The sequence below is a fragment of the Williamsia muralis genome (assembly GCF_051487485.1).
In the GTDB taxonomy this organism is placed as follows: domain Bacteria; phylum Actinomycetota; class Actinomycetes; order Mycobacteriales; family Mycobacteriaceae; genus Williamsia; species Williamsia muralis_B.
Genome location: NZ_JAHVCV010000005.1, coordinates 575,145 through 601,042, shown reverse-complemented (window position 1 = coordinate 601,042; position 25,898 = coordinate 575,145). Strand labels below are relative to the sequence as shown.

The window sequence follows — 25,898 nt, the reverse complement described above, 5'->3', positions numbered from 1 at the left end:
CTCTCGCGGAAGTACTCCTGGAAACCGCCAATATAATGGTTGCCGACTACGAACGCACGAGGCAGATACAACACCGCGGCTCGAAGGGAAGCGTCCGTGAAGCGCTTGCACTGGAGCAATTTTTCAAAAAGTACATACCCAACAATGTGGCCGTCCATGGCAGCGGCGAAATTTGCAGTGTCAAAGGGCAATTCTCAACACAGTGCGACCTTATGATCACCGATCCAACTAGTCCATTTCTTCTAGAGAAAGATGATTACAGGATCGCTGCTGTCGAGAGCGTCTTCGGGGTCATCGAAGTGAAGTCAAACTTGACCGCAGCCGAACTAAAGGCGTCATACAGGAAGATTGCGGCCATAAAAGGTATTCCAAAAACTGCCTACTTACCATCGCTCGGGCCACACCGGACACGCAAAGTTTATGGTCGCGAATGGACGCACATGCCAACCGTAGGGATGATTTTCGGCTACGAGGGAGCCGAACTGCAGACGTTGGGCGATGCCATGGCCGAAGTGGCAGCGGAGTTCGAGGACGAGCCTTATCAACATGTAGACAGCGTATGGATCCTCGGAAGGGGGTCTCTAACCTGGGCCGACCCGCTCACTCACAACATTCGCCCAAGCCCGAACCCTGGCGACTCCCTCCAAGCGATCGCTAGCACGCCAGGAGAAGTTCTATTGCAACTTGCCGCTCACCTCAACGAACAGTTTGCCACCGCATGGACAACGGGCCTCAGGTTTCGTGACTACATCGGGTCCGCGCCATTCGGCCACCATGTATCGGCTTGGGTTCAAACCGACAATCAAGTCGGAACGACCCAGCGCAACCGGATCAGTGACTAGCGGCCCACGTACCAGAGGCGCTCCGGTAGCGACACATTGACGTGAACAATAATTGCGGATTGCCCGCAGCGCTGCCCCAGCGAGCATCGTAATGATGAAGAATCTGATAAACCCGATCGCTCGCAACTCATTTATTGGCTACACTGGGACACGCCTTCCACTAAACTTCCATGCATACGAGCGGAGTCACACAAGCAATGGATAACGATCGTATAACAGCGAACTTCAAGAAGGCCCAAGACCGCCTCGTTCAACAAGCGAGCGATCTTTCCCTCGAATCGATCGCGAGCATGGTGGCAAATAATGCGATCGACGTAGCCCCGGAGTTCCAGAGGCGGGAGAGATGGTCACCTAAACAGGCGTCCGCTTTGATTGAATCGTTCCTCCTTAACATTCCCGTGCCTCCGATTTATCTAGCCGAAGAGGAATTTGGTAGCTACTCCGTGATTGACGGAAAACAGAGGATAACGGCAATTCACTCGTTTATGAGAGACGAGCTAACATTGACTGGACTCTCTCGTTTCACAGAAATCGAGGGACTCCGCTTCACCGATCTTCCCGTCTCATTAAGCAACGCACTTCAGGTGCGTCCATACATTCGCGTAGTCACGCTCCTTCGCCAGTCCGACCCTGTTATAAAGTATGAGGTTTTTCATCGGCTAAACTCAGGAGGGGAACCCCTTCTCGCGCAGGAGATACGCAATGTCATCTATCGAGGACCACTCAATGATCTCCTTTTTGAGCTGGCCGCTAACACATTTCTAAGAAAAAAACTAAAAATTCGGGACAATCGTTCGCCGAATTATCGGACGATGCAAGACGTGGAGTATGTGCTGCGGTTTTTCACATTGGAATCGTCTTGGTCTCATTTCGGTGGAGACTTCCGAAAGTCAATGGACCAGTTCATGATGGCAAACCAATTTCTGGGCAGACGCCAGCTTATGCAGCTGGAGGGAAAATTCATCCGCTCCCTCGGAGCATGTGAGCAAATCCTCGGTGAGATCGCCTTTAAGAGGTACGGCAATGGCGCATGGCGAGACCAAACTCTCGCGGCGGTATACGAAGCACAAATGATAGCAATGAGCATGTTGTCGGAGGCGGAACTCGAACGACTTCAGACCAGTAATCGAGCACGAGTGCGCCCAGCGATTCGGAAGCTATTTCAAGATCCGGATTTTGACTTGGCGGTTCGCACCGGCACAAACACACCGACTCGAGTGGTTTACCGAGTCGAAGAGATGGTCAAAACCATGCGTCGAGCGTCGCGAGGCTGACGAATCGTCGTGACACTAAGATCTCGCTTCCTCGACCAAATCCAGGCTGTCCGCGGTGCGCTTCAGTCCAGTGCGCAAACACTGCAGACACAGGCACTCACGCGTTCTAATGCGGACCACAACAGGCAGGCTGAGATTCTGCGACGCGGACTATACGTCGTTACTTTCAATACCCTAGAAGATTTCTTGAGGAGCCGCACGATTGAACTCCTAGATGAAGCTAGTGGTTCAGGTATCCCCTATAGCCAGCTTCCGCGTAAGATGCGCGAAGTTGCTGTAAGAGATGCAGTTCAAAACTCCCTAATTCAGGCCAGATTCAATCGGTCGAATCAGGATGCCTTACTGAGGGACATGGCTGCCGACGTGGCAAGCACATCCGGCGGAGGCGGATTTCGCATTTATCGCTACTCCCTCATGCACACGGGTTCAAACGTTAGCAAAGAGGACATCAACACGGTTTTTGGAGCTTTTCACATCGGCGACGGTTGGAGTCAGATGGACAAACTTCTAGCCCAGATTGGGAGTCGCGGACTCATCCTAGAGCAGCGATTCACTTCCACACTAAGCAAACGGCACGAAGCTGCACATACCTCGACTGCCAATATTACAATCGCTGACCTGGAGCAACTCGCGCTATTTGCCGTGGACTTCGCGGCTTCGTTTGACATGCTAGCAAGTTTTGGATGCAACCGAATTCTGCAGGGAAACTCTACTCCCGACAAAATGCCAAAAATCAGAGACGTGACCCCCAATACTATTTGCTTGGTCGATGAACTGCAGGACGGCACTTGGTCTCGTAAAAACAAGGTAGGCAGACCAATCAAAAAATTCGGGTCTGCGACAGACGCCGTCCGGCATCCCTCGAATCTAGGGCCAGGATACCTATCCTGCGTTGCTCGGTCGCGGCAGCTGCGGATATCCGCATGGAGATCGGTCGGATTTCGTTAGTGCTGGTATTCGATTGCTGGAGCCACTAAACAACCGAGCTGGAACCACTCTGCCCGCACTCGTCGAGCGCACGTTCACGAGGCAACCAGGGGCTTTGGCCCGGTGCGGGTACCGCGCCGCTACGTAAACGGGGTTGTCGCGGCTGGTGATCAGGTGAGCAGCGTGTTCCACCGGGCCGCTGTCATGCCATCCTCGGACATCCTGGCCGAGACGAGACGAGCAAGCACCGTGGCTTCGTCGACCGTCAGATAACTGGGATTGGACATCATCGGCGCCCGCAACTGCTCGCACCGGTCCAGACCCGGGGTGGCCTGGATCAGGCCACGCGGCACATGGTTCTCGGCGCCGAGCCGCACGCCCATGTAGTGGACCTTTCGTGGTTCGGGGGCGCCGATCGAGTTCGAAGGGTCCTCGCGGTTCTCGACCACCCAGCCCACCTCATAGACCCCGGGGTTCTTCGGTCCGGTCACCCACAGGGCTATGAGATCGCCGGCCGAGACCATGCGGCTTCTGCCGGACCGCGGACTCAGGCACCAGCTGTCTGCATGAAGGTTAGGGAAAGGTCCCTGGGCCTGATCATCTGCAGCGATGGCCGCGAAGTAGTCGGTCCCGGTCACCGGGTTGCACTTCACCACCCAGCAGCCGACATCCCCGTGTTCGATGGGCACCACTCACCTCCGTTCGGTCGGCCGATGTCTACCCATTACGAGGGACCATCACACAGGTCCTGCTTCATCTATAGGGTCAACAGAGTCCATCCGTTAAGCAGGTTCTGTCGGACCACCTGGCGAGAGGAAGGTTTCACGCATGACTTTCCCGGGGACAGGTCCATGTAACAAGTGTCTTGAGGAGGCCCTTCTATGCTCATCCGCCGCATTGCCCGTCCCATGCTCGCGACCGCGTTCATCGCAACTGGGATCGACGCGATCCGACGCCCGGAACAGCTAGCCGAAACCGCGCAGCCGTTCGTCGACAAAGCAAAAACCCAGCTCCCGCCGCAGGCCGCCGACCTGATCCCGGCTGACGCGCAGGTGGTTGTCCGTATCAACGGCGCCATTCACATCATCGGTGGTTTGGCGCTGGCGACCGGCAAGTTCCCGCGGCTCGCGTCGCTGACCCTTGCCGGCGTCGTCATCCCCACCACGCTGGCCGGAAACGACTTCTGGAATGAGACCGACCCGCACGAGCGGGCCGAGCAGCAAGCGCATTTCATCAAGAACGTGGGATTGCTCGGCGGGCTGCTGATCGCAACCGTCGACACCGAGGGCAAGCCGTCGCTGGCATGGCGCGGACGCAAGGCCGCTGCAATCGCGAGTGACAAGGTCAGTGCAGTACTGCCTACTGCCGCTGCGAGCGCTTCGACCGCGGGCGTCCTTGCCGATCGTGCGTCGCACATCGCCGAGGTGGTCGGCGAGCGAACCGGCGATCTGGCCGAGGTGGCCTCCGACCGCGGCGGCAAGTTCGCCGAGGTCGCGTCCGAGCGGGCGGCTGAACTGGCACAAAAGGCGTCGCAACGTGCGGCCGTCCTGGCCGATGTCGCAGGCGAACGTGGAAGCGAGATCGTCGACGTCGCTTCCAAGCGGGGCGCAGTTCTCGCCGGAGTCGCTTCCGAGCGGGCCGGAGAGCTCGCGGCCAAGGCCACCACACAGAGCGCGAAGCTCGCCGAGGTCGCCACCGAGCGCACCGCGTCGCTCAGCAAGGCCGCTGCGAAGAAGCAGGCCAAGCTGAGCAAGCAGGCCGGCAAGAAGCAGGCGAAGCTGGGTAAGACCGCCGCCAAGCAGCAGGCCAAGCTGACCAAGCAGCAGACCAAGTTCGCCAAGCAGGCTCTGACCAACGGAGCCAAGGCGAAGAGTGCTGCCGCCGATCGTCGGGCAGAACTCGCCGCGTCTGCGTCGCAGACTTTGGCTGCCACCAATGGGTACGCCGAGAAGACGCTGGCGACCGCTCGTGACCGGGCACCCGAGCTGGCCGAATCGGCCCGCGTCTACGCCGCGCAGCTCGCCGAGCGTGCAGCCGATGAGGGCGTCAAGCTGTCAGCCCAGGCACGCAAGCAGGCAAAGAAAGCGCAGTAGGTTCGCCCGTTCGACCGATTGATCTCCCGAGTGCGCGGGCAGCAGCCCACAAACGCAGTCAGTCCAGAAGACTGCGAGCTGCTGCCCGCGCACTCATCGGATCTGCCGTCTGCGACACCGCATCCGCTGCTCGACGACACTGATCCAGAGTCACGGTCGCCAGCTTGGCACCCACACCCGCAACCGCCGATGCTGCCGCCGACAGCGATGTGATCCCGAAACCGACCAGCACACAGGCGAGCAGTGGGTCGGCCGCCGCTTCACCGCATACCCCCACCGGCTTGTTCACGGCGGCGCCGGCAACAGCCGTTCGCGCCAGCAGTGACAGGACTGCGGGCTGCCAGGGATCGGTGAGCTCGGCGAGATCGGCCGACATCCGGTCGGCTGCCATCGTGTACTGCGCAAGATCGTTGGTTCCCACCGACAGGAAGTCGACGTGGTCGAGAATCCGTTCGGCGAGCAACGCCCCTGCCGGGACCTCGATCATCACTCCGGGGACAAGCCCGCGTTCGCGGACCTTCGCGGCGAACGACTGAGCTTCAGCAGCCGTCGAGATCATGGGCGCCATCACCCACGGGCGTGAAATGCCTTCGGCCGCAGCGGCAATCGCGTCCAGTTGCCGATCGAGAATGCCGCTGTCACGGGCTGCGATCCGGATGCCACGCACCCCGAGAGCCGGATTGGCCTCATGTGGGTGTTCAGCGAATCGCAAAGGCTTGTCCGACCCGGCATCGAGTGTGCGAACGACAACCTTTGCGTCCGGGAAGGCATCGAGCACCTCGCGGTAGATCGCGGATTGCTCGGCGACCGTGGGTTCGGTCTCCCGGTCGAGGAAGCACAGCTCGGTCCGGAACAACCCAATTCCGCCGGCCGAGGTCTCCGCAGCCACCCGCGCCCCGGCGCCGTCTTGCACATTCGCCAGGACGTCTACTCGATGACCGTCGGCGGTGGCCCCGGGTCCGGTCCACGCGGCTGTGCGCTCGGCAATCAACCGGTATTGCGCCACTGCATCGGACGCCGCGGCAGCATCGGGCGACACGGTGATCTCGCCCTCCGCGCCGTCGAGCAGAACCGAACTCCCTGCTGCGACCTCGTCGAGGCCGGTGACCGCCACGACGCACGGGATACCCAACTGGCGCGCGATGATCGCGGTATGGCTAGTCGGGCCACCGAGCGACGTCGCCAGTCCGATGACCTTCGCCGGGTCGAGGCCGGCCGTATCTGCCGGCGCCAGGTCCTCCGCGAACAGGATCGACGGAACGTCCGGTTCCGGAACCCCTGGTTCGGGAGCCCCGATCAGTTCGGCGAGCACGCGGTCACGGACATCGCGGAGATCGGTCACACGCTCGGCCATCAAGCCGCCGAGTTTGGTGAACATGGCCACGAACTGTTCTGTGGCCGCGGCGGTCGCTGCGGTGGCGGAGTTGCCTGCGGCGATGAGTTTTTCGGCTGCGCCCAGCCAGCCCCGGTCCGTTGCCATGGCCGCATTGGCGGCGAGCACTTCGGACGCCGCCCCGCTCGACACCGCGGCCCGTGCCTGCAGTCGCGTCGCAACAGCTGTGGTGCTTTCGCGGAACACCTGCAGCTCGCGGTCGCGGTCCGCAGGGTCGATCACGGCGTCGTCGAGCGGCGGCGCGACGCGGGGACCCGGAACGATCACCGGGCCCGCCACCACGCCCGGCACCACCGGAGTTCCGTGCAACACCCTTCGCGGGCTTCCGATCAGCGTTGACTTCGTCATCCGTCCTCCTCTGACAAGTCTTGCGGGCTTTCGTGTCTACGTCACCAGCCCGACTCGATGTGATTCAGATTACTCAAAATCCTTGACAAAGCAATACGATCGGGCATAAAACAACATAAAGCAACACCAACTAGCAACGTATCCCACATGGAGGGCAGATGTACGCAGAGGAGCGGCAGCAGGCCATGGCCGCGCTGATCGCGCAGAAAGGCCGCATGTCGGTCGCTGATCTGTCCGATCTGTACGGCGTGACGACCGAGACGGTTCGTCGCGATCTGGCGGCCCTCGACAGGCTCGGCGTGATCCGACGGGTCCATGGCGGTGCAGTACCCGCATCCGCGCTCACAGCCATCGAGGTCGGCACGGCCGAACGCGAGCACAGTCGCTCCGGCGAGAAGGATCGCATCGGGAAGGCGGCCGTGGACCAGCTCCCCCCGGTCGGCGGCAGCATCCTGCTCGACGCCGGGACGACCACGGCCCGAGTTGCGGCGCACCTCCCCGCCGACATGGACCTCGTCATCGTCACCAACTCGATCCCGGTCGCGGCCCGAGTGGGAGGCCTCGGTGGGTCACGCCTGCATCTGCTCGGTGGACGTGTCCGCGGGATCACCCAGGCAGTGGTCGGCGACGACGCGCTGCGAACGCTGGCGTCGATGCGCATCGACGTCGCCTTCGTCGGGACCAACGGACTCAGTCTGCGCCATGGACTGTCCACTCCCGACAGCGATGAGGCCGCCATCAAACGGGCGATGGTCACCAGTGCGCACCGGGTGGTGGTGGTTGCTGATTCGTCGAAGGTCGGCCGAGAAGACCTGATCAGTTTCGCCCCCATCGACAGGGTCGACGTCCTCATCACCGACAGCGCCCTGCGCGAGTCGGATCGTGCCGAACTGCTTGCACACGACGTCGAGGTGGTGACGGCATGATCGTCACCCTCACTGCCAATCCCAGCATCGACCGCACGATCAATCTGACCGGGCCACTCCAGCGCGGCGCAGTACACCGCGCATCGGCAGCGACCTCGCATCCGGGAGGCAAGGGCGTCAATGTCTCGCGCGTCGTCACGGCTGCAGGCAAGCGCTCGATTGCGGTGTTGCCCGGTAACCCCGGTGAGCCGATCCTGCTGGCATTGGACGAGGCAGGAATCGACCATCGCGGTATCTCGCACCCGGGAACAGCCCGGGTCAACCTCACGGTCACCGAACCCGACGGCACGACAACAAAGATCAACCAGCCGGGGGCAGCTCTGCCACCGGAAACGCTGGCAGCGCTGACGGCCTGCCTGCAGGATCTGGCCGGCTCGGCCGTGTGGGTCGTGTTGTCCGGGTCGCTACCACCTGGTGTTCCGGCCGATTGGTACGCCGACCTCGTCACCGCGCTCCGCGTCGGGCCGACCCAGATCGCAGTGGACACCTCCGATGAACCGCTGCTCGCCCTCGCGGCCCGGTTCCCTTCGGCCGCAACGGATCTCATCAAACCGAACGCATCCGAACTCGGTCAGCTCACCGGGCTGGACGGCGCCGAGCTCGAACTCGCCGCCGAGCACGGCGACCCGTTGCCAACCGCCCGGGCCGCGAGGTCGTTGATCGAGGCCGGCGGTCCGCGTGCCGTACTGGCAACTCTGGGCGCCGCAGGAGCCGTACTCGTCAACGACGAAGGCGCCTGGCACGCAACAACTCCCCCGATCGCGCCGCGCAGCACGGTCGGAGCCGGCGATTCGTCGCTGGCCGGATATCTACTCGCCGATCTGCAAAATGCCGGACCGGCCGACCGCCTCGCATGGGCGGTCTCGTATGGCAGCGCCGCAGCAGCGCTACCGGGAACGGCTTTGCCGAGTCCGCACCACACCCAGCCCGGCGCCGTGACCGTCACCGCGCTCAACCCGGTCATCGGCAACCACTGATCCCGGCTCCACCACCCCCTAAGGAAAAGTCATGTCCCACCCGACGATCCGAGCCGGTTCCGCACCGGCGATCATCAGCCCGGAACTGATCGCGCTCGACGCCGATCTGGGCACCACCAAAGATGCTGTCATCGACGCGCTGGCCCACCGGCTCGCAGCAGATGGCCGCACGTCCGACGTGGATGCGCTCAAAGCCGCTGCCCTGGCACGTGAATCCCAGTCGGCCACCGGCCTGCCGGGCGGCATCGCGATCCCACATTGCCGGGATGCGTCGATCGCCACCGCATCTCTCGGTTTCGCCCGTCTGTCACCGAAAGTCGATTTCGGCGCGCCGGACGGCCCTGCCGACCTTGTGTTCCTGATCGCCGCACCCGAGGGGGCCGGTTCCGAACACATGAAGCTGCTGTCCAGTCTTGCGCGCGCATTGGTCAAGCCGGCATTCGTGGCATCGCTGCGAGCAGCAGCCACTCCCACGAACGTTGTCGCTCTTGTGGAGGAAGTACTCGCACCCGCCACGCCACCGAGTCCGACGGCGTCGGCTGCCTCGACCGCAACCGCGTCGGCGGCCACCACCGAGCCTGCCGACACCAAGCCGACCGACACCGACAGCTCCGACGTGCCGAGCAAGACCCTGGTCGCGGTGACGGCGTGCCCGACCGGCATCGCGCACACCTATATGGCGGCCGACTCCCTGGTCGCCGCGGGTGAGCGGGCCGGCGTGACCGTGCATGTCGAAACGCAGGGCTCGAGTGGCAGCACTCCCCTTGCGGCCCAGATCATCGCCGATGCGGGGGCGGTCATCTTCGCCACGGACGTCGGCGTGAAAGGCCGTGAACGATTCGCGGGCAAGCCGGTGGTGGCGTCCGGGGTCAAGCGGGCGATCAATGAGCCCGACGCCATGGTCACCGAGGCGCTGCGAGCCAGCCTCGACCCGTCCGCGGCCAAGGTGGCGGGCGACGCCACCGCCGGCAACGACGGAGCATCGACGACCACCGGTATCGGTTGGGGCACACGTCTACGGCAGATCCTGCTGACCGGCGTGAGCTACATGATCCCGTTCGTCGCCGCCGGAGGTCTGCTCATAGCCCTGGGTTTCTTGCTCGCGGGCTACGAGATCACCGACACCGCCGAGAAGATCACTCTCGACAACTCTCTGACACAACTGCCTGATGGCGGACTGAAGACCTACCTCGGCGCAGTGCTCTTCCAACTCGGGTCGCTCGCGTTCAGCTTCCTGGTCCCGGCGCTCGCCGGGTACATCGCCTTCGCGATAGCCGACAGGCCCGGACTGGCACCCGGCTTCACCGCCGGTGCGGTCGCAGTGTTCGTCGGTGCCGGCTTCATCGGTGGCCTCGTCGGTGGCCTGATCGCGGGCTTCGCCGCTCTGTGGATCGGCCGGATCGGGGTACCCCAGTGGGCGCGCGGGCTGATGCCCGTGGTGGTCATCCCGCTCTTCGCCTCTCTGATCGTTGGTGTCCTGATGTTCGTGGTGCTCGGCAAGCCCCTCGCAGCGGTCACCGACGGATTGACCGACTGGCTCAACGGGCTCTCCGGTTCCTCGGCCATCCTGCTCGGGATCATCCTCGGTCTGATGATGTGCTTCGACCTCGGCGGCCCGGTCAACAAGGCCGCGTATGCGTTCGCCGTGGCGGGCCTGTCGGTCACCGATAACGCGTCGCTGAAGATCATGGCCGCTGTGATGGCTGCCGGCATGGTTCCCCCGTTGGCGATGGCATTGGCCTCGACGGTTCGACCCGGCTTGTTCACCGAAGCGGAACGGGAGAACGGCAAGGCAGCCTGGCTCTTGGGTGCTTCGTTCATCTCCGAGGGCGCAATCCCGTTTGCGGCAGCCGACCCGCTGCGTGTCATCCCCTCGATGATGGCCGGTGGAGCAGTCACCGGCGGATTGATCATGGCCACCGGTGCCACGTTGAGCGCGCCGCACGGCGGCATCTTCGTGTCGTTCGCGATCGGTGGAATCGGATGGTTCTTCCTGTCGCTGGCCATCGGCACCGCGATTTCGGCCGCGTGTGTCGTCGCAGCGAAGCAGCTGATCAAGCCGCGTAAGCCACAGGCGGCGAAGTCGAAGGTTCTCGCCAACGCCTGATCCGGCAGTTTCAAAAACTCAGAAAGCAATCGTCAAAAAAGGAGAAATCATGCCCAGCACCAACGTCCTAGTCGGTTCGTCAGTCGGCCTGCACGCCCGCCCCGCCGCGGTTATCGCCGAAGCAGTAGCCGAAGCCGGTGTCCCGGTGACTCTTTCGGTTGCGGGCGGCGAACCGGTGGATGCCGGGTCGGCCCTGCTCATCATGACCCTCGGCGCCACCGCCGGCACCGAGGTGACCGTCGAGAGCGAAGACCAGGCGGCACTGGACACCATTGCCAAACTGGTGGCGTCCGACCTCGACGCCTGATCGGCGAGCGGCGCACTCGACTCCAGGTTCGCCGCCCGAACGCCCGACCCGGTTGTGACGGTCGGTGCGGCCCCCTCGATGATGGACACCTGACGACGCGGTGGTCCGGGAACGATCTCCCGGGCCACCGCGTTATCCTTTGGCACTATTTTTGCTCCACCACAACAAGGAGGAACGTGTTCGAGGCTGAACAGCGTCATCTCGACCGGGTGTACGGCCGATTGGACCGGATGCGCCGCAACACCCAGTCGCGGTTGGCGTCTGCCCTCCGCGACACCGGCGGAACGCCACAGGCCCGGTCCGAGCGTGAGTCCTACGAGCGCCTTTACACCGACGATCTGACGAAGTTCGATGCCGCCGAACACAACCTCTACTTCGGTCGTCTCGATCTCGAGACCGGCGAGGTTCGCCGCATCGGCCGTATCGGCATCCTGGACGACGACGAGCAGGACAGCACCCTGCTGCTCGACTGGCGCGCACCGATGAGCCGGCCGTTCTACCTGGCCACCCCAGCCTCTCCAGAGGACGTGCAAGTCCGTCGCCACATCAGAACCCGCAACCGCAAGATCACCGCCGTCAACGACGAGCGGCTCGACATGACCGAGCTCGAGGATGCCGACACCACCGGTCACGGCGACGTGGTGAACGAATCCGCACTGATCAACGCCTTGAATGCCGCCCGCACCGGGCACATGACCGACATCGTCGAGACCATCCAGCGTGAGCAGGACGAGATCATTCGAGCCTCGCACCGCGGCGTCCTCGTGGTGCAGGGCGGACCGGGAACCGGGAAGACGGCGGTGGCCCTGCACCGTGCGGCCTATTTGCTCTACACCTACCGAGACACCCTCGCGCGCAGCGGTGTGCTCATCGTGGGCCCCAACACCACATTTTTGAACTACATCGGTCAGGTGCTTCCCTCCCTGGGCGAGAGCGGCGTATTGCTGTCCACCGTCGGCGACCTCTACCCGGGCGTGCGGGCATCGTTGACCGACAACCCCGTCGCCACCACCCTCAAAGGCGACCTCGCGATCGTTGATGTACTGCGGCAAGCGGTGCGTGATCGGCAGGAATTGCCGAAGTCGCCCATCGAGCTGAGGTTCGACGGCTACCCACTCAGGATCAGCAGCAAGGTGATTCAGCGCGCCAGGGGCCGGGCACGATCGTCTCGGCGCCCGCACAATCACGCTCGATCGGTCTTCCTGCGGTCGGCGTTCGACTCGCTGGCGCAGCAGCACGCCGAGCGTATCGGCGCCAGCCTGATCGACGGATCGCAGTTGCTGAGCAACATGGACATCGCCGACATCCGCGACGAGATGCGGGCCGATCCCGACATCAATGCCGCCCTGGCGCACTTCTGGCCGCAGCTCTCACCGCAGGTGGTGCTGGCGGACCTGTTGACCTCTCCCGAGCGGATTGCCTCCGCAACCCCGACGTGGTCCGACAGCGAGCGGCAATCCATCCTGCGAACACAGCGCGGCGGATTCAGTGCGGCCGACGCGCCGTTGCTCGACGAGCTCGCGGAGCTCATCGGTGTCGACGACGACGGTGATGAAGAACGTGAGCGAGCGCAGTGGCGACAGAAGTTGTCCGAAGCGCAGGACGCGCTCGACATCCTGACCGGTTCGGCACCGCAAGACCTCGAAGACGAGCTGGACCCCGAGATCCTGATGGCCTACGACCTGATCGACGCCGAACAGCTCGCTGCGCGACAGACCACCAGGGTTGCCCTGACAACCGCTGAGCGCGCCTACAACGACCGGACGTGGGCCTTCGGTCACGTGATCGTCGACGAGGCCCAGGAATTGTCGGCAATGGCCTGGCGAATGATCATGCGCCGCATACCGAACCGCTGGATGACGGTCATCGGCGACACTGCGCAAACAGGAGATCCGGCGGGCACCACGTCATGGGATGAAGTTCTCAGTCCCTACGTGGCACGACGCTGGCGCAAGTACGACCTGACGGTGAATTACCGGACGCCCAGCGAGATCATGGCGGTGGCCGCGCCGATCCTCGAACGCATCGACCCCGACATGGCCGCCCCGAACTCGATCCGGTCGAGCGGCAAGGCCCCGACGTTCGAGCGAACGTCGGTCGACGACCTTCCGGCCACTGCGGCCAAACTGGCCACGGCGTCACTCGACGGCATTGCAGCGATCATTGCGCCGGACGGGCTTGTGGACCAGATCCGGGCGGTGACCGGAGAGATCGAGGACTCACCCGAGCTGTCGGTACTGACCGTGGCGCAGTGCAAGGGATTGGAGTTCGACCGCACGGTGGTGGTCGAACCGGCCATGATCGTCGGCCAGTCGGCACGTGGGTGGGGCGACCTCTACGTGGCGCTGACCCGGGCAACTCAGCAGTTGGCGATTGTGCACAACGCCGAGTTGCCCGAACCGCTCCGGGCGCCTGCTCAGACCGTGTGAACGATCAGGACGTCGCACTTCGATTTGCGCGCGACATCGGCGGGCACCGAACCCAGCAGTCGTCCTGCAATCGAGTTAAGGCCCTTGTTACCGACGACAAGCAGATCGGCCTTGCTGTCGGCGACGAGGTTCAGCAGTGCGTCGACCGGTGATCCGACCACGGGCCGGGTGGAGATGTTGCCGCCCCCGGCGTTGGCCGCACGCTCGCGCGCCGTTCGCAAGATCTCTTCGGTGGGCGCAGATCCGTGGACCTGGTACGCCTCTTCCTTGAGCACATCCGAGACTGCGGAAACGTCACGATCGTCGGTCGGAAAGTAGGCGCAAGCGATGATCAGTTGCGCTTTGTCACCACTGATCGCGCCTGCCCGCTCAACCGCCTTCATCGACGATTCAGAACCATCGGTTCCCACAACGACGGTCTGGTATGCGCTCATCCATCCTCCATCAATGTTCTGTGTAGATCACGGGCGCCGACGATTGTCCGTGCCCCTGCCACCCCGGGCGGCATCTTCCGTGGAGAGGGTATCCCGTAACGGCCGTTCGATTACGTGGTATTGGCCGACGGGGCCGTCAGACGTACCGCTGACCAGGTAAAACAGCAGATCGTCATGACGATCACAGTCGGCCGGGTTCAGCGGATTCCGGCTGCATCCATACCACGCAGCTCCTTCTTGAGGTCCGAGATCTCGTCTCGCAATCGGCCGGCGAGCTCGAACTGCAGATCCCGCGCCGCATTCATCATCTGGTCGGTGAGTGCCGCGATGAGGTCGGCGAGCTCAGCACGAGGCATGGCCGAGACGTCGCGCGAGTCCATGACACCCGAAGACGACGACGACCGGCCGGGCTCGCCCTGGGCCCTGCGACCGCGACTCGAGTTGCGCCCCGACCCACCGATCGCGACGGCGTTGTCCTCGGCTTCCTCGTACACCTGGTCGAGGATGTCGGCGATCTTCTTACGCAGCGGCTGCGGGTCGACGCCCATCTTCTTGTTGTAGGCGACCTGCTTTTCGCGACGGCGGTCGGTTTCGTCGATGGCGTTGCGCATCGAGTCGGTGATCTTGTCGGCGTACATGTGTACTTCGCCGGAGACGTTTCGCGCCGCACGGCCGATCGTCTGGATGAGACTGGTGGTGCTGCGCAGGAACCCTTCTTTGTCGGCATCGAGGATGGCCACGAGCGACACCTCGGGAAGGTCGAGCCCCTCGCGTAGCAGGTTGATACCAACCAGGACGTCGTACTCACCGGTGCGCAGCTGCCGAAGGAGTTCCACGCGGCGAAGGGTGTCGACCTCCGAGTGGAGATATCGCACCCGAATGCCGAGCTCCAGCAGGTAGTCGGTGAGGTCCTCGGACATCTTCTTGGTCAGTGTGGTCACCAAGACGCGTTCGTCCTTGTCGGTGCGCAGCTTGATCTCGTGCACCAGGTCGTCGATCTGGCCCTTCGTGGGTTTGACCACCACCTGCGGATCGACGAGACCGGTAGGCCGGATCACCTGTTCGACGAACTCACCGTTGGCCTGGCCCAACTCATACGGGCCCGGCGTGGCCGACAAGTACACCGTCTGCCCGATCCGGTCGACGAACTCACTCCACGTGAGTGGCCGGTTGTCCACGGCTGATGGCAGACGGAAACCGAAGTCGACCAGGTTGCGTTTACGCGACATGTCCCCCTCGTACATGGCGCCGATCTGCGGAACCGTGACATGCGACTCGTCGATGACAAGCAAGAAGTCCTCGGGGAAGTAGTCGATGAGCGTTGCTGGTGCGGTACCCGGACCGCGACCGTCGATGTGCCGCGAGTAGTTCTCGATGCCCGAACAGAACCCGACCTGCCGCATCATCTCGACGTCGTAGTTGGTGCGCATCCGCAGACGCTGTGCCTCGAGCAGCTTGCCCTTGCCCTCGAGTTCGGCGAGCCGCTCCTCGAGTTCGGCCTCGATCGAGGCGATGGCCCGCTCCATCCGGTCGGGCCCCGCGACGTAGTGCGTGGCCGGGAAGATGCGGAGGTTCTCCACCTGACGCACCACATCACCGGTCAAGGGGTGCAGGTAGTACAACGCCTCGATCTCGTCGCCGAAGAACTCGATCCTGACCGCCAATTCCTCGTACGACGGGATGATCTCGACGGTGTCGCCGCGGACCCGGAAGCTGCCGCGGGTGAAACTCACGTCGTTGCGGGTGTACTGCACATCGACGAGCAGTCGCAGCAGCGCATCCCGGTCGACCTCCTGGCCGACGTCCAGCTGAACCGAACGGTCGAGATATGACTGCGGGGTACCAAGACCGTAGATGCACGACACCGAGGCCACCACCACAACATCCCGCCGCGACAGCAGGTTGAACGTGGCCGAGTGCCGCAACCGCTCGACATCGTCGTTGATCGAGGAGTCCTTCTCGATGTAGGTGTCGGTCTGAGCGATGTACGCCTCGGGCTGGTAGTAGTCGTAGTACGAGACGAAGTACTCGACTGCGTTGTGCGGCAACATGTCTCGCAGCTCGTTGGCAAGCTGCGCGGCAAGCGTCTTGTTGGGTGCCATCACCAGGGTCGGGCGTTGTACCTTCTCGATCAGCCAGGCCGTGGTCGCGGATTTACCGGTACCGGTGGCACCGAGCAGCACCACGTCCTTCTCTCCAGCACGCAGTCGTCGCTCGAGTTCTTTGATCGCGGTCGGCTGGTCACCGGCCGGCTTGTGGTCACTGACCACCTGAAAAGGTGCGTGTGACCGCTCGATCTCCCCGACCGGCCGGAACTCTGAGTGCGCAACGACCGGATGTTCTGCTGCAAAAGCCATGTATCCAGAGTAAACGCGACGTCCGACAAGCGGCGCCCGCCGAATGCGCCGTGCGCGAACACAGGGAAACGCACCGGCTCGGTGTTGATCTCGTCGCGCCGCGGTGGGTTAGCGTGCTGCATGGCCGCGTTGCATCCACCCAAACACGAGGTCTTCGACGTCGCGGCGGGCACGAACACCGATCCGAAAGGCTTCCGGCGGCAGGTGGACACCTACCGGACCACCGACTTCGGGCTCTATATGGACCGCCCTGCCGACCACGCCGAGTTCCACCGCCTGCAGAGCTGGTTGCTTCCCGGCTTCGGTCTACGCGTCAGCATCTTCCATTACCGAGCCGGTTTCGAGCGTGACCAGCGGCTCTACATCGACGTCGGGATGTTCTCCGGTCCCGACGCACACGGCCGCTGGCATTCCGAGGACTGGTACCTCGACCTGATCGACCGTCCGGGCCGGCCACTCGAGCTCGAGGACGTCGACGAGCTGTTCGACGCGCACGCGGCGTGGCTGTTGCCCCACGACCGGGCCGAGGCGGCAGTCCGCATCGCTGCACGCACGATGGCGGGTGCCGCCGAGCACAACCATGACGTCGAGTCCTGGCTGGCGGCGCAAGGCGCCGAACTCAGCTGGGACTGACGCGGGAAGTTCGGGGCAGACAGCCCGGTGGCGGTCAGCTCGGGGCGATGAGGCGGATGGTGACCGCGCGGCCGGGATCGGCGTTGGCGTGCAGTCCGGGCGTCAGCGCCGGGAAACCCCCGTCGGCGAGGGCATCGTCGAGATCGGCCGGATCGACATCCGGGGCGAGTTGGACTTCGAAGTCGAGAACGTCGGCGGCCCTTTCACCGGCGGATGCCGTTGGTCCGACATGGGTGACGCCGACGATCTTCTCCGCACCCAGAAGACGTAGCCGATTGCTCAACCGGGTGGCCTGGAGCGACCACTCCGGGCGATGATCCACCAGGTTCTCCGGCCGCCGGGCGCACGTCCGGCTGCGCACGTTGCGTTCGTAGGGAACAAGTCTCTCGTCCCACAGATCGTGGGCCAGGGCCGCCAGATCGTCAGGGGCACCACTGTTGTCGAGCCAGACGTCGGCGACGGCGCGGCGGTCCGCCTCCGAGGCCTGCGCCTTGATCCGCGCCCGGGCATCGGCTTCAGGCATACCGCGCTGACCGGTCAACCGCGCCACCCTGTCCTCTTCAGCAGCGTGGACGATGACCACGAGATGGAAGAAGGGAGCGCTGCCGTTCTCGACCAGCAGGGGTATGTCCTGGACCACCACCGCATCATCCGGAGCAGCCTCGAGGAGCTCGAACGCCCGGGCACCGACCAATGGATGCGTGATGGCGTTGAGCTTCTTGCGTTGCTCGTCATCGACAAAGGCCTTGGCCGCCAACGCTGCCCGGTCAAGACTCCCGTCCGCCGCCAGGATGTCGTCTCCGAAGGCGGCGACCAGTTGGGACAGGCCGTCGGTGCCGGGAGCCACCACCTCGCGGGCGATCACGTCGGCGTCGATGATGTATGCACCGCGATCGACGAGAGTGCGCGCCACCGTTGACTTGCCGGCTCCGATACCGCCGGTCAGACCTACTCGAATCACGTGGTCAGTGTCACAGATCGGCGAGTGCGCATGCGCAGCAGGGTTGCGATCTGTGGTGCCGACGGATCGTGGTCGAGTCCGTCAGGTCCTTGTTCGACGAGCGTGTCACGTATCGGAGCCGAACCATCAAGCGGTGGCGGTCACGTCGATGTCAGCCACTGACACCCGACAGCTCATTCGGGGTGTTGTCCAGCTGGGTCTCAGCGATCTTGGTTCCGTTGGTGAGGTCGACCGCCACCAGCTTGTTGTCACTCGGGTCGGTCACGTAGGCCACCGAGTCCATGACAAAAAGTGTCGGGCGCGGGTCTTGCCACTCGACAGGTTCGGTCCAGTCCCCCACAGCTTCGATCTTTCGCGTGACCGCGGCGGTCTGCGGGTCGATCACGTGGATGTCGCCGTCGGTTCCGAGCACGAGCGCCTCCCCGTTGGGGCCGCGGCCCAGTGAACGAAAACTGTAGCTGGTGCCGAGTTCCACCAATTTCAGCTCACCTGACTCGGTGTTGGTCAAGGTGACCCGAGTGGGCCGTTCGAGCTCTGCATCTTTGTCCACCTTGTAGTCGCCCAGCACCACCGGTGAAGATTCCGACCCAGCCTGATTTCCGATTCGGCCGTAGGGATCGGGGCTGGTGACCTTTCGAATGTCATTGCCCCGCACGACAAGCAGGCCATCCTGGCATCCGAACGCGAGTGTTCCGTCGGCGGCCATCGCCTCACCGTGGATGCCTGGGCACTGGTCGTTGGCGGCCAGCACTGCGTTGTCCGACCCCAGGATCTGAATGCCGTTACGCGACTCCTCGGTGCCGACCGTGGTCACCAAGGTGCCGTCTTCTCGGGCGACCGCAACACCGTGATGCGGAGGAACCTGATGCTTTTCCGACTCGGCGTTGCCGCGGGACAGCTCTGCGGGGGGTACGACGTCGATCTCACCGGTGCCGTCAGAGAACAAGGTGATCCGGCCATCGTGCGGCACCACGTGGCCCGGCTCTTCGCCGCCGAACTTCAGGTCCGTCATCGCCGGCGGAGCAGTGTAGTAATGGCCGTGGTCGCCGTGCTGGCGCGTCCACGTTCCCATGTCGAACACGGTGAACCCGTCCGACTGTGAGACGAAGAGGTGCCGTCCGTCATCGGCCGGGTTGAGCCGGATGAATCCTTCGGTCTCCACCTCACCCACCGGCTCGAGCGACTCGGCATCGAGTACCTCGATGCCGTTCTCGTGTGTGTATGCCAACCGAGGTGTGGCCGATTGTTGTTCGACGGCGGACGAGGCCGCCACCGAACTCTGGGTTGAAGTCGAATCACTGGAACCGCCATCACTTCCGCATGCGGCGAGCAAGCCAACCGCCGAGAGGAGCGACACGATCTGTGGAGCACGAGTAGATTTCACGATTTGATGATCCTTGGTAATGATAATCATTGTCAAAACGCGATACGTGCATGAGCAGATCACAAAAAACGCCCCCGGCCAGAAAGGCCGGGGGCGTTCTTGTCAGTGCTCTATCAGGCGTTGCCGGACAGCTTCTCGCGCAGAGCAGCGAGCTGCTCGTCGCTGGCAAGCGATCCACCACTCTTCGGCGCCGACGACGACGAGGAGGACGTCGCGGTTGCGGCGTCACCACCGGTCTTGTCAGCGGAATCCGACGAGTAGTCGGTCGGAGCGTTGGCAGCGGCCTCGGCGGCAGCGGCGAACTTCTCCATCTGAGCGGTGTGCATCTTGTGGCGACGCTCGGCCTCGGCGTAGCGCGACTCCCACGCTTCCCGCTGCTTCTCGAAACCTTCGAGCCATTCGTTGGTCTCGGAGTCGAAGCCCTCGGGGAAGATGTAGTTGCCCTGCTCGTCGTAGCTGTCGGCCATGCCGTACTTCGACGGGTCGAACTCTTCGGTGTAGTCCTCGTTGGCCTGCTTGAGGCTCAACGAGATCCGGCGACGCTCGAGGTCGATGTCGATGACCTTGACCATCGCGTCGTCGCCGACTGCGACAACCTGATCCGGCACCTCGACGTGGCGCTCGGCCAGCTCCGAGATGTGCACGAGGCCTTCGATGCCCTCTTCGACCCGCACGAACGCACCGAACGGAACCAGCTTGGTGACCTTACCCGGCACGATCTGCCCGATGGCATGTGTGCGGGCGAACTGACGCCACGGATCTTCCTGAGTTGCCTTGAGCGACAACGAAACCCGCTCGCGGTCGAGATCGACGTCGAGAACCTCGACGGTGACCTCGTCGCCCACTGCGACAACCTCGGACGGATGATCGATGTGCTTCCAAGACAGCTCGGAGACGTGCACCAGGCCGTCGACGCCGCCGAGATCGACGAATGCGCCGAAGTTGACGATCGAGGACACGACGCCCTTGCGGACCTGGCCCTTCTGGAGCTGGTGCAGGAACTCGCTGCGCACCTCGGACTGCGTCTGCTCCAGCCACGCGCGGCGCGACAGGACGACGTTGTTCCGGTTCTTGTCCAGCTCGATGATCTTGGCTTCGATCTCCTTGCCGATGTACGGCTGCAGATCGCGCACGCGACGCATCTCCACCAGCGATGCGGGGAGGAATCCGCGCAGACCGATGTCCAGGATCAGGCCGCCCTTGACGACCTCGATGACGGTGCCCTTGACGGCCTCGTCCTTTTCCTTGAGCTCTTCGATGGTGCCCCACGCACGCTCGTACTGAGCGCGCTTCTTGGACAGGATCAACCGACCCTCTTTGTCCTCCTTGGTGAGGACGAGTGCTTCCACCTCATCGCCGACGCTGACAACCTCGCTGGGGTCGACGTCGTGCTTGATGGACAGTTCGCGGGACGGGATCACTCCCTCGGTCTTGTAACCGATGTCGAGCAGCACTTCGTCGCGGTCAACCTTGACGATGGTGCCCTCGACGATGTCGCCATCATTGAAGTACTTGATAGTGGCATCGATGGCGGCAAGAAAATCCTCAGCCGAGCCGATATCGTTAACGGCTACTTGTGGTGAGGTAATGGTCGTGGACGGCATATGTTAGATGGCTCCGGACAGGTTGGGTTGTAGGGACAGTAATGCGGGATCAACAGTGGCCACAGATGAGTGACCGGCATGAAGAACCACGCGGGCTCAGGCACGCGCGTGTCTGAGGATACGCCAGGCCCGCTGGGCTGGGCAAATACCCCGAACCCACAACCCCTGATGCGCACCAGAATCGACTCGCGAACCAGCGTATCGGCGAATCGCCGCTGGTGGGACGCCGATGCGGGGAATTACCACGAGGAGCACGGGGCTTTCCTCGGTGCCCAAAGCGCCGACGGAGACTTCGTGTGGTGCCCCGAAGGGCTGCGCGAAGAGGACGTCCGACTGCTCGGGGAGGTCGCCGACCGCGACGTTCTCGAGGTGGGTTGTGGTTCTGCGCCGTGCAGCCGTTGGCTCGCCACGCAGGGCGCGCGGGTGATCGGTCTGGACCTCTCCCGGGAGATGCTGCGGCGAGGACAGGTGGCCATGGCCCGGGGCGGTCCACAGCCGGGGCTCGTCCAGGCCGGCGCCGAACAACTGCCGTTTGCCGACAACATCTTCGACATCGTCTGCTCGGCGTTCGGCGCCGTCCCGTTCGTGGCCGATTCGGCCGGGGTGATGGCGGAGGTGGCGCGGGTGCTCAAACCGGGTGGCCGGTGGGTGTTCTCGGTCAACCACCCGATGCGGTGGGCTTTTCCGGACGACCCAGGGCCTGCCGGCCTGACGGTGATGCTCCCCTACTTCGACCGGACGCCGTATGTCGAGACCGAGAGCGATGGCACCGTCAGTTACGTCGAGCATCATCGGACGTTGGGCGACCGCATCCGGGAGATCCGCGACGCCGGCCTGCTTCTCGTCGATCTGATCGAGCCGGAGTGGCCCGAGGGCTTCGACCAGGAGTGGGGCCAGTGGAGTCCACTGCGCGGTCACTACTTCCCGGGCACCGCGATCTTCTGTTGCACCAAACCCGATTAGAAGCGATCCAGGACGGCGGCCGTGAACTCCTCGGTGGTGGCCGCCCCTCCCAGGTCGGGAGTACTGAGACCACCGGCGATCACGGACTCGACCGCAGCGCGAATCGCGCCAGCCGCCTCGGCCGCTGCGCCGTCCCCGGTTCGCGCGGCCTGCCAGTCCAGTAGCAGCGTCGCCGAGCCGATGATGCCCACCGGGTTGGCCAGGCCTCGTCCGGCGATGTCAGGGGCAGCTCCGTGCGCGGCCTGCGCCATCGCCTTGTCGGCCGAGCTGTTCACCGACGCCGCGGTACCGAGCGAACCGGCCAGCTCCGCGGCGAGGTCGGACAGGATGTCGCCGAAGAGGTTCTCGGTGACCACCACATCGAACTCGTGTCCTCGACGGACGAGGTGCGCCGCCATGGCATCGACATGTTGCTCGTCGACCTCGACGTCCGGGTATTGCCTGCCGACGTTACGGCACACGTCCCGGAACAGTCCGGTTGTCATCGTCAGCACATTCGCCTTGTGCACGATGGTCACCCGTTTTCGACGGGTCATCGCGAGTTCGAACGCGGACAACGCAATTCGTGTCGACGCCTCTCGAGTGACCACCCCGACCGCCAACGCCACATCCGGTGTCGGCATGAACTCCCCCGTGCCCCGCGCCATGTTGCGGTCTGCGTACAGCCCCTCGCTGTTTTCGCGCACGATGATCAGATCCATCCGCGGGTTCACCGCCGGTATCCCCGAATAGGCCCTTGCCGGACGGATGTTGGCGAACAGATCGAAGCGTTTGCGGATGACGGCGCCCGGGGTCAATCCGGTGCGGTGCTCCGGCGGATAGCCCGCCGAATCGTGCGGCCCCAGTATCCACATCTCCAGTTCGTCCAGGGCAGCCAGCGTTTTCTGCGGGATCGCATCCCCGGACGACTCGATGGCGGCGAGTCCGATGTCGAGCGGTACCCACTCGACTGCGCGACCGGCGGCACCGACCGCCGCTTCCACGATCCGGGCCGCTGCAGGCACCACTTCCGGCCCGATTCCGTCGCCGTCGATCAGACCGATCCGATACGGGTGTGTCATGGCACCGATGCTCCCAGACCGGCCTGCTGCGACACTTGGCCACATGCCGAACGAAGCGCTGGGCAACAGCTCTCACTGGGGTTTGTTCACTGCATCCGTCGAATCCGACGGACTGCGTGTCATCCCGGACACCCACGATGCCGACCCCTCGCCCCTGCTCGGCAACATCCCCGCATCACTCGACACCCGTGCGCGAATTCTGCATCCCTACGTCCGCCGCGGATGGCTGGCCGACGGACCTGGCGCAGCCGCACGGGGCGACGACGAGTTCGTGGAGGTGACCTGGGACCACGCGCTCGACCTCGCCGCACGCGAATTGGAGCGTGTGCGTTCCACATTCGGCAACACCGCGATCTTCGGTGGCTCGTACGGCTGGGCCAGCGCGGGCCGCTTCCACCATGCACAGAGCCAACTGCACCGGTTCCTCAACTGCCTCGGCGGATATACGCGGTCACGGCACACGTACAGCCACGGTGCGTCGGAGACATTGCTCCCCCACGTGGTCGGCGGACTGGAGCCGCTGTACGAGCCGACCACCTGGCAGGTGATGAGTGAACACACCGAGTTGTTCGTGTGTTTCGGTGGGATCCCCGCCAAGAACTTCCAGATCAACGCCGGCGGGGTCAGCAAACACATCGTCCGAGGTGCCATCGACGTCGCACGTGACAACGGTGCCGAGTTCGTCTCGATCAGCCCGCTGGCGGACGACCTCGAATTACAACCGCGGGACCGGTGGATACCCATCGCCCCGGCGAGCGACACCGCCCTGATGCTGGCGCTGTGCTGGGTGCTTCTCGACGAGAACCTCTGGGACAAACGGTTTCTCGACAAACATTGCGCGGGTACCGAACGATTCGCCGACTACTTGTGCGGCCGGCCGGACGGCGTGGTCAAAGACGCACGCTGGGCAGCGCAGATCTGCGGTATCGACGCCGCGACCATCACGGCACTGGCACGACGGATGGCGTCGTCGAGGACGATGGTGACCACGTCGTGGTCGCTGCAGCGGGCATCATTCGGCGAACAACCCCTGTGGGCCTCCATTGCGCTGGCCGCGTTCCTTGGTCAGATCGGGCTGCCCGGTGGGGGTTTCGGGCACGGTTACGGCTCGACGGGAGGGATGGGCGCTGCCAAACTCCCGTACGACCTGCCCACGTTTCATCAGGGCTACAACCCGGTACGTGAGTTCATCCCGGTCGCCCGCATCGCAGACATGTTGTTGCACCCCGGCGAGAGCTACGAGTTCAACGGCGCGACTCTGAACTACCCGGACACCCGCCTGATCTATTGGGCCGGCGGCAACCCGTTCCACCACCACCAGGATCTCGGGCGCCTCCGACGGGCGTTCGGGCGCCCCGAGACCGTCATCGTGCACGAACCGTTCTGGACGGCGACCGCACGCCATGCCGACATCGTGTTCCCGGTGACCACCACACTCGAACGCAACGACATCGGCTGCGGGCGTTTCGACGAGACGATGGTCGCCATGCGGCAAATCACTGCTCCCGTCGGGGAGTCGATGAACGACTACGACGTCTTCTCGCACCTGAGCAAACGACTCGGAGTCCACGAGGAGTTCACCGAGAACCTGGACGAACTCGGCTGGCTGGAGAAGATGTACGAGCAGTGGCGTGCGGTGACTCCCGACCAGTACCGGCCCCGAGAAGACTTCGCGCAGTTCTGGGAGAAGGGCCGCCTTGAACTTCGCGGCGCGATGGCCGGTCATGTGATGTACCAGGACTTCCGCAACGATCCCATCGCCCACCCGTTGGCGACCCCGAGCGGCCTGATCGAGATCGTCTCGGACACCATCGACGGTTTCAGGTACGAGGACTGTCCGCCGCATCCGGCGTGGCTTGCGCCGCCAGAGGTGGCCGGGCTCGGGTCGGGTCAGTACCCGCTGTGCCTTGTTGCCAACAACCCGAAGACGAGGCTGCACAGCCAGCTCGACCACGGCGCGTACAGCGCGGCCTCGAAAGTGCAGGAGCGAGAACCGATTCGGCTCCACCCCGACGATGCCGCAGCGCGCTCGATCAACGACGGTGATGTTGTGCTGGTCCGCAGCGAGACTGCGCAGATGCTGGCCGGAGCGGTGCTCGATGACAAGGTTGCACGGCATGTCGCACAGATCTCCACGGGAGCCTGGTACGACTACAGCGCACCGGACATTGCGGATTGTGTGCACGGCAATCCGAACATCCTCGCTCCTGACGTGGGTACTTCACGGCTCGCGCAGGGTTCGACCGGACAATTGGTGAGGGTCCAGATCGAGAGATACGACGGCGACCGTCCACCTGTGGTCGTCCACGACCATCACGCATGGAGGAGGTGATCACTGATGGCGCATTCGATAGAGCTAATCTTCGACGAGAACACCGACACCGTCATCGGTGAGCAGTGGGCCGCGCTGACCGAAGCAGGTCTTCCCAGTCAAGGCAACATCAGGTCGACGTCCAATCGGCCTCACGTCACCCTTGTCGCCGCGGACTCGATTGACCCCGCCATCGACTCGACTCTCGTGGCGATGACGGACGTGGTGGGGATGTCTCTAGACATCGGCGCCCTCCTGATCTTCAGGGGGCGACGCGCCACCGCAGCGCGTCTTGTGGTGCCATCACTGCCGTTGTTGCACCTGCATGCGGACGTCTTTCGCGCGGCCGCCTTGCACATGACCGGTGAACCTCTGCAGCATGTGACGCCAGGGAGTTGGACCCCACACGTGACGCTCGCGCGACGACTCGAGCATGGGCAGATCGCCGAGGTCGCTGCGGCGCTCCACAATTCGCCCGATACGTTCACCGCCACCGTGGCCGGATTGCGACGGTGGAACGGTGACAGCCGCGAGGAATTCCACCTACTCCCCAGAGCCTGAGTGGTG

Annotated in this window: 21 protein-coding genes; 13 read left to right on the top strand and 8 right to left on the bottom strand. The window is 63.6% G+C overall.

All coding sequences use genetic code 11. The features are described from left to right. The first annotated feature begins 35 nt into the window (after positions 1-35). The 3 genes from KXR83_RS17095 to KXR83_RS17085 all read left to right on the top strand — a co-directional run bounded on the left by KXR83_RS17095 (position 36) and on the right by KXR83_RS17085 (position 3,064). Complete coding sequence (locus KXR83_RS17095; protein ID WP_437425811.1) at positions 36-842, top strand: DUF6602 domain-containing protein; 807 nt, start codon at positions 36-38, stop codon at positions 840-842. Positions 843-1,039: 197 nt separating this feature from the next. Next, complete coding sequence (locus KXR83_RS17090; protein WP_437425810.1) at positions 1,040-2,116, top strand: DUF262 domain-containing protein; 1,077 nt, start codon at positions 1,040-1,042, stop codon at positions 2,114-2,116. 9 nt (positions 2,117-2,125) lie between these two features. After that, positions 2,126-3,064: a HEPN domain-containing protein gene (locus tag KXR83_RS17085; RefSeq protein ID WP_437425809.1), complete on the top strand. Its 939-nt coding sequence runs from the start codon at positions 2,126-2,128 to the stop codon at positions 3,062-3,064. Positions 3,065-3,213: 149 nt separating this feature from the next. On the opposite strand, the gene KXR83_RS17080 is transcribed toward KXR83_RS17085, so the two are convergent. Then, positions 3,214-3,732, bottom strand: coding sequence for a hypothetical protein (locus KXR83_RS17080; protein WP_437425808.1), 519 nt, complete (start codon positions 3,730-3,732; stop codon positions 3,214-3,216). Positions 3,733-3,924: 192 nt separating this feature from the next. On the opposite strand from KXR83_RS17080, the gene KXR83_RS17075 reads away from it, so the two are divergent. After that, positions 3,925-5,136 (top strand): DoxX family protein, encoded by a 1,212-nt coding sequence (locus tag KXR83_RS17075; protein ID WP_223248955.1) that lies wholly within the window; start codon positions 3,925-3,927, stop codon positions 5,134-5,136. Between the two features lie 58 nt (positions 5,137-5,194). On the opposite strand, the gene KXR83_RS17070 is transcribed toward KXR83_RS17075, so the two are convergent. Continuing rightward, positions 5,195-6,877 (bottom strand): phosphoenolpyruvate--protein phosphotransferase, encoded by a 1,683-nt coding sequence (locus KXR83_RS17070; RefSeq protein WP_437425807.1) that lies wholly within the window; start codon positions 6,875-6,877, stop codon positions 5,195-5,197. Between the two features lie 158 nt (positions 6,878-7,035). Between KXR83_RS17070 and KXR83_RS17065 the strand changes: the two genes are divergently transcribed. The 5 genes from KXR83_RS17065 to KXR83_RS17045 all read left to right on the top strand — a co-directional run bounded on the left by KXR83_RS17065 (position 7,036) and on the right by KXR83_RS17045 (position 13,623). Further along, the gene (locus KXR83_RS17065; protein ID WP_030173170.1) at positions 7,036-7,803 is read left to right on the top strand and encodes a DeoR/GlpR family DNA-binding transcription regulator; all 768 of its coding nucleotides are present in this window, start codon (positions 7,036-7,038) and stop codon (positions 7,801-7,803) included. Then, complete coding sequence (locus KXR83_RS17060) at positions 7,800-8,780, top strand: 1-phosphofructokinase family hexose kinase (protein ID WP_437425806.1); 981 nt, start codon at positions 7,800-7,802, stop codon at positions 8,778-8,780. Before KXR83_RS17065 ends, KXR83_RS17060 begins: the two co-directional genes overlap by 4 nt. Positions 8,781-8,811: 31 nt before the next feature. Continuing rightward, entirely contained in the window at positions 8,812-10,887 is a 2,076-nt protein-coding gene (locus KXR83_RS17055; protein ID WP_437425805.1) for a PTS fructose transporter subunit IIABC, read from the top strand. Positions 10,888-10,936: 49 nt separating this feature from the next. Then, a complete protein-coding gene (locus KXR83_RS17050) occupies positions 10,937-11,194 on the top strand; it encodes an HPr family phosphocarrier protein (protein ID WP_317714624.1) in 258 nt (85 codons plus the stop codon). Positions 11,195-11,424: 230 nt separating this feature from the next. Continuing rightward, positions 11,425-13,623, top strand: a complete 2,199-nt coding sequence (locus tag KXR83_RS17045) for a HelD family protein (protein WP_437425867.1) — start codon at positions 11,425-11,427, stop codon at positions 13,621-13,623. Here the strand turns inward: KXR83_RS17045 and KXR83_RS17040 are convergent. Further along, positions 13,611-14,057: a universal stress protein gene (locus tag KXR83_RS17040; RefSeq protein WP_023960716.1), complete on the bottom strand. Its 447-nt coding sequence runs from the start codon at positions 14,055-14,057 to the stop codon at positions 13,611-13,613. The two genes, KXR83_RS17045 and KXR83_RS17040, sit on opposite strands and share 13 nt — an antisense overlap. A 197-nt stretch (positions 14,058-14,254) precedes the next feature. Next, positions 14,255-16,414, bottom strand: coding sequence for an excinuclease ABC subunit UvrB (gene uvrB, locus KXR83_RS17035; protein WP_317714623.1), 2,160 nt, complete (start codon positions 16,412-16,414; stop codon positions 14,255-14,257). Positions 16,415-16,534: 120 nt separating this feature from the next. Between uvrB and KXR83_RS17030 the strand changes: the two genes are divergently transcribed. After that, positions 16,535-17,047 carry a DUF402 domain-containing protein gene (locus tag KXR83_RS17030; protein WP_317714622.1) on the top strand — a complete coding sequence of 171 codons (513 nt, stop codon included), beginning with the start codon at positions 16,535-16,537 and terminating at the stop codon, positions 17,045-17,047. Between the two features lie 34 nt (positions 17,048-17,081). On the opposite strand, the gene coaE is transcribed toward KXR83_RS17030, so the two are convergent. From coaE to rpsA, 3 genes are all read right to left on the bottom strand, one after another. After that, complete coding sequence (gene coaE, locus KXR83_RS17025; protein ID WP_437425804.1) at positions 17,082-18,008, bottom strand: dephospho-CoA kinase; 927 nt, start codon at positions 18,006-18,008, stop codon at positions 17,082-17,084. Between the two features lie 151 nt (positions 18,009-18,159). Continuing rightward, positions 18,160-19,422 carry a zinc metallochaperone AztD gene (gene aztD, locus KXR83_RS17020; protein WP_437425803.1) on the bottom strand — a complete coding sequence of 421 codons (1,263 nt, stop codon included), beginning with the start codon at positions 19,420-19,422 and terminating at the stop codon, positions 18,160-18,162. A gap of 83 nt (positions 19,423-19,505) precedes the next feature. After that, positions 19,506-20,996, bottom strand: a complete 1,491-nt coding sequence (rpsA, locus tag KXR83_RS17015) for a 30S ribosomal protein S1 (protein ID WP_437425802.1) — start codon at positions 20,994-20,996, stop codon at positions 19,506-19,508. A 168-nt stretch (positions 20,997-21,164) separates the two neighbouring features. Here rpsA and KXR83_RS17010 point away from each other — a divergent pair, with 168 nt between their 5' ends. Beyond that, positions 21,165-21,959, top strand: a complete 795-nt coding sequence (locus KXR83_RS17010) for a class I SAM-dependent methyltransferase (protein WP_437425801.1) — start codon at positions 21,165-21,167, stop codon at positions 21,957-21,959. Here the strand turns inward: KXR83_RS17010 and KXR83_RS17005 are convergent. Continuing rightward, positions 21,956-23,020, bottom strand: a complete 1,065-nt coding sequence (locus KXR83_RS17005) for an isocitrate/isopropylmalate dehydrogenase family protein (RefSeq protein ID WP_437425800.1) — start codon at positions 23,018-23,020, stop codon at positions 21,956-21,958. The genes KXR83_RS17010 and KXR83_RS17005 overlap by 4 nt on opposite strands. 43 nt (positions 23,021-23,063) lie before the next feature. Here KXR83_RS17005 and KXR83_RS17000 point away from each other — a divergent pair, with 43 nt between their 5' ends. Beyond that, positions 23,064-25,352 carry a molybdopterin-dependent oxidoreductase gene (locus tag KXR83_RS17000; protein WP_437425799.1) on the top strand — a complete coding sequence of 763 codons (2,289 nt, stop codon included), beginning with the start codon at positions 23,064-23,066 and terminating at the stop codon, positions 25,350-25,352. A 6-nt stretch (positions 25,353-25,358) separates the two neighbouring features. Continuing rightward, positions 25,359-25,892: a 2'-5' RNA ligase family protein gene (locus tag KXR83_RS16995; protein ID WP_437425798.1), complete on the top strand. Its 534-nt coding sequence runs from the start codon at positions 25,359-25,361 to the stop codon at positions 25,890-25,892. The last annotated feature ends 6 nt before the right edge of the window (positions 25,893-25,898 follow it).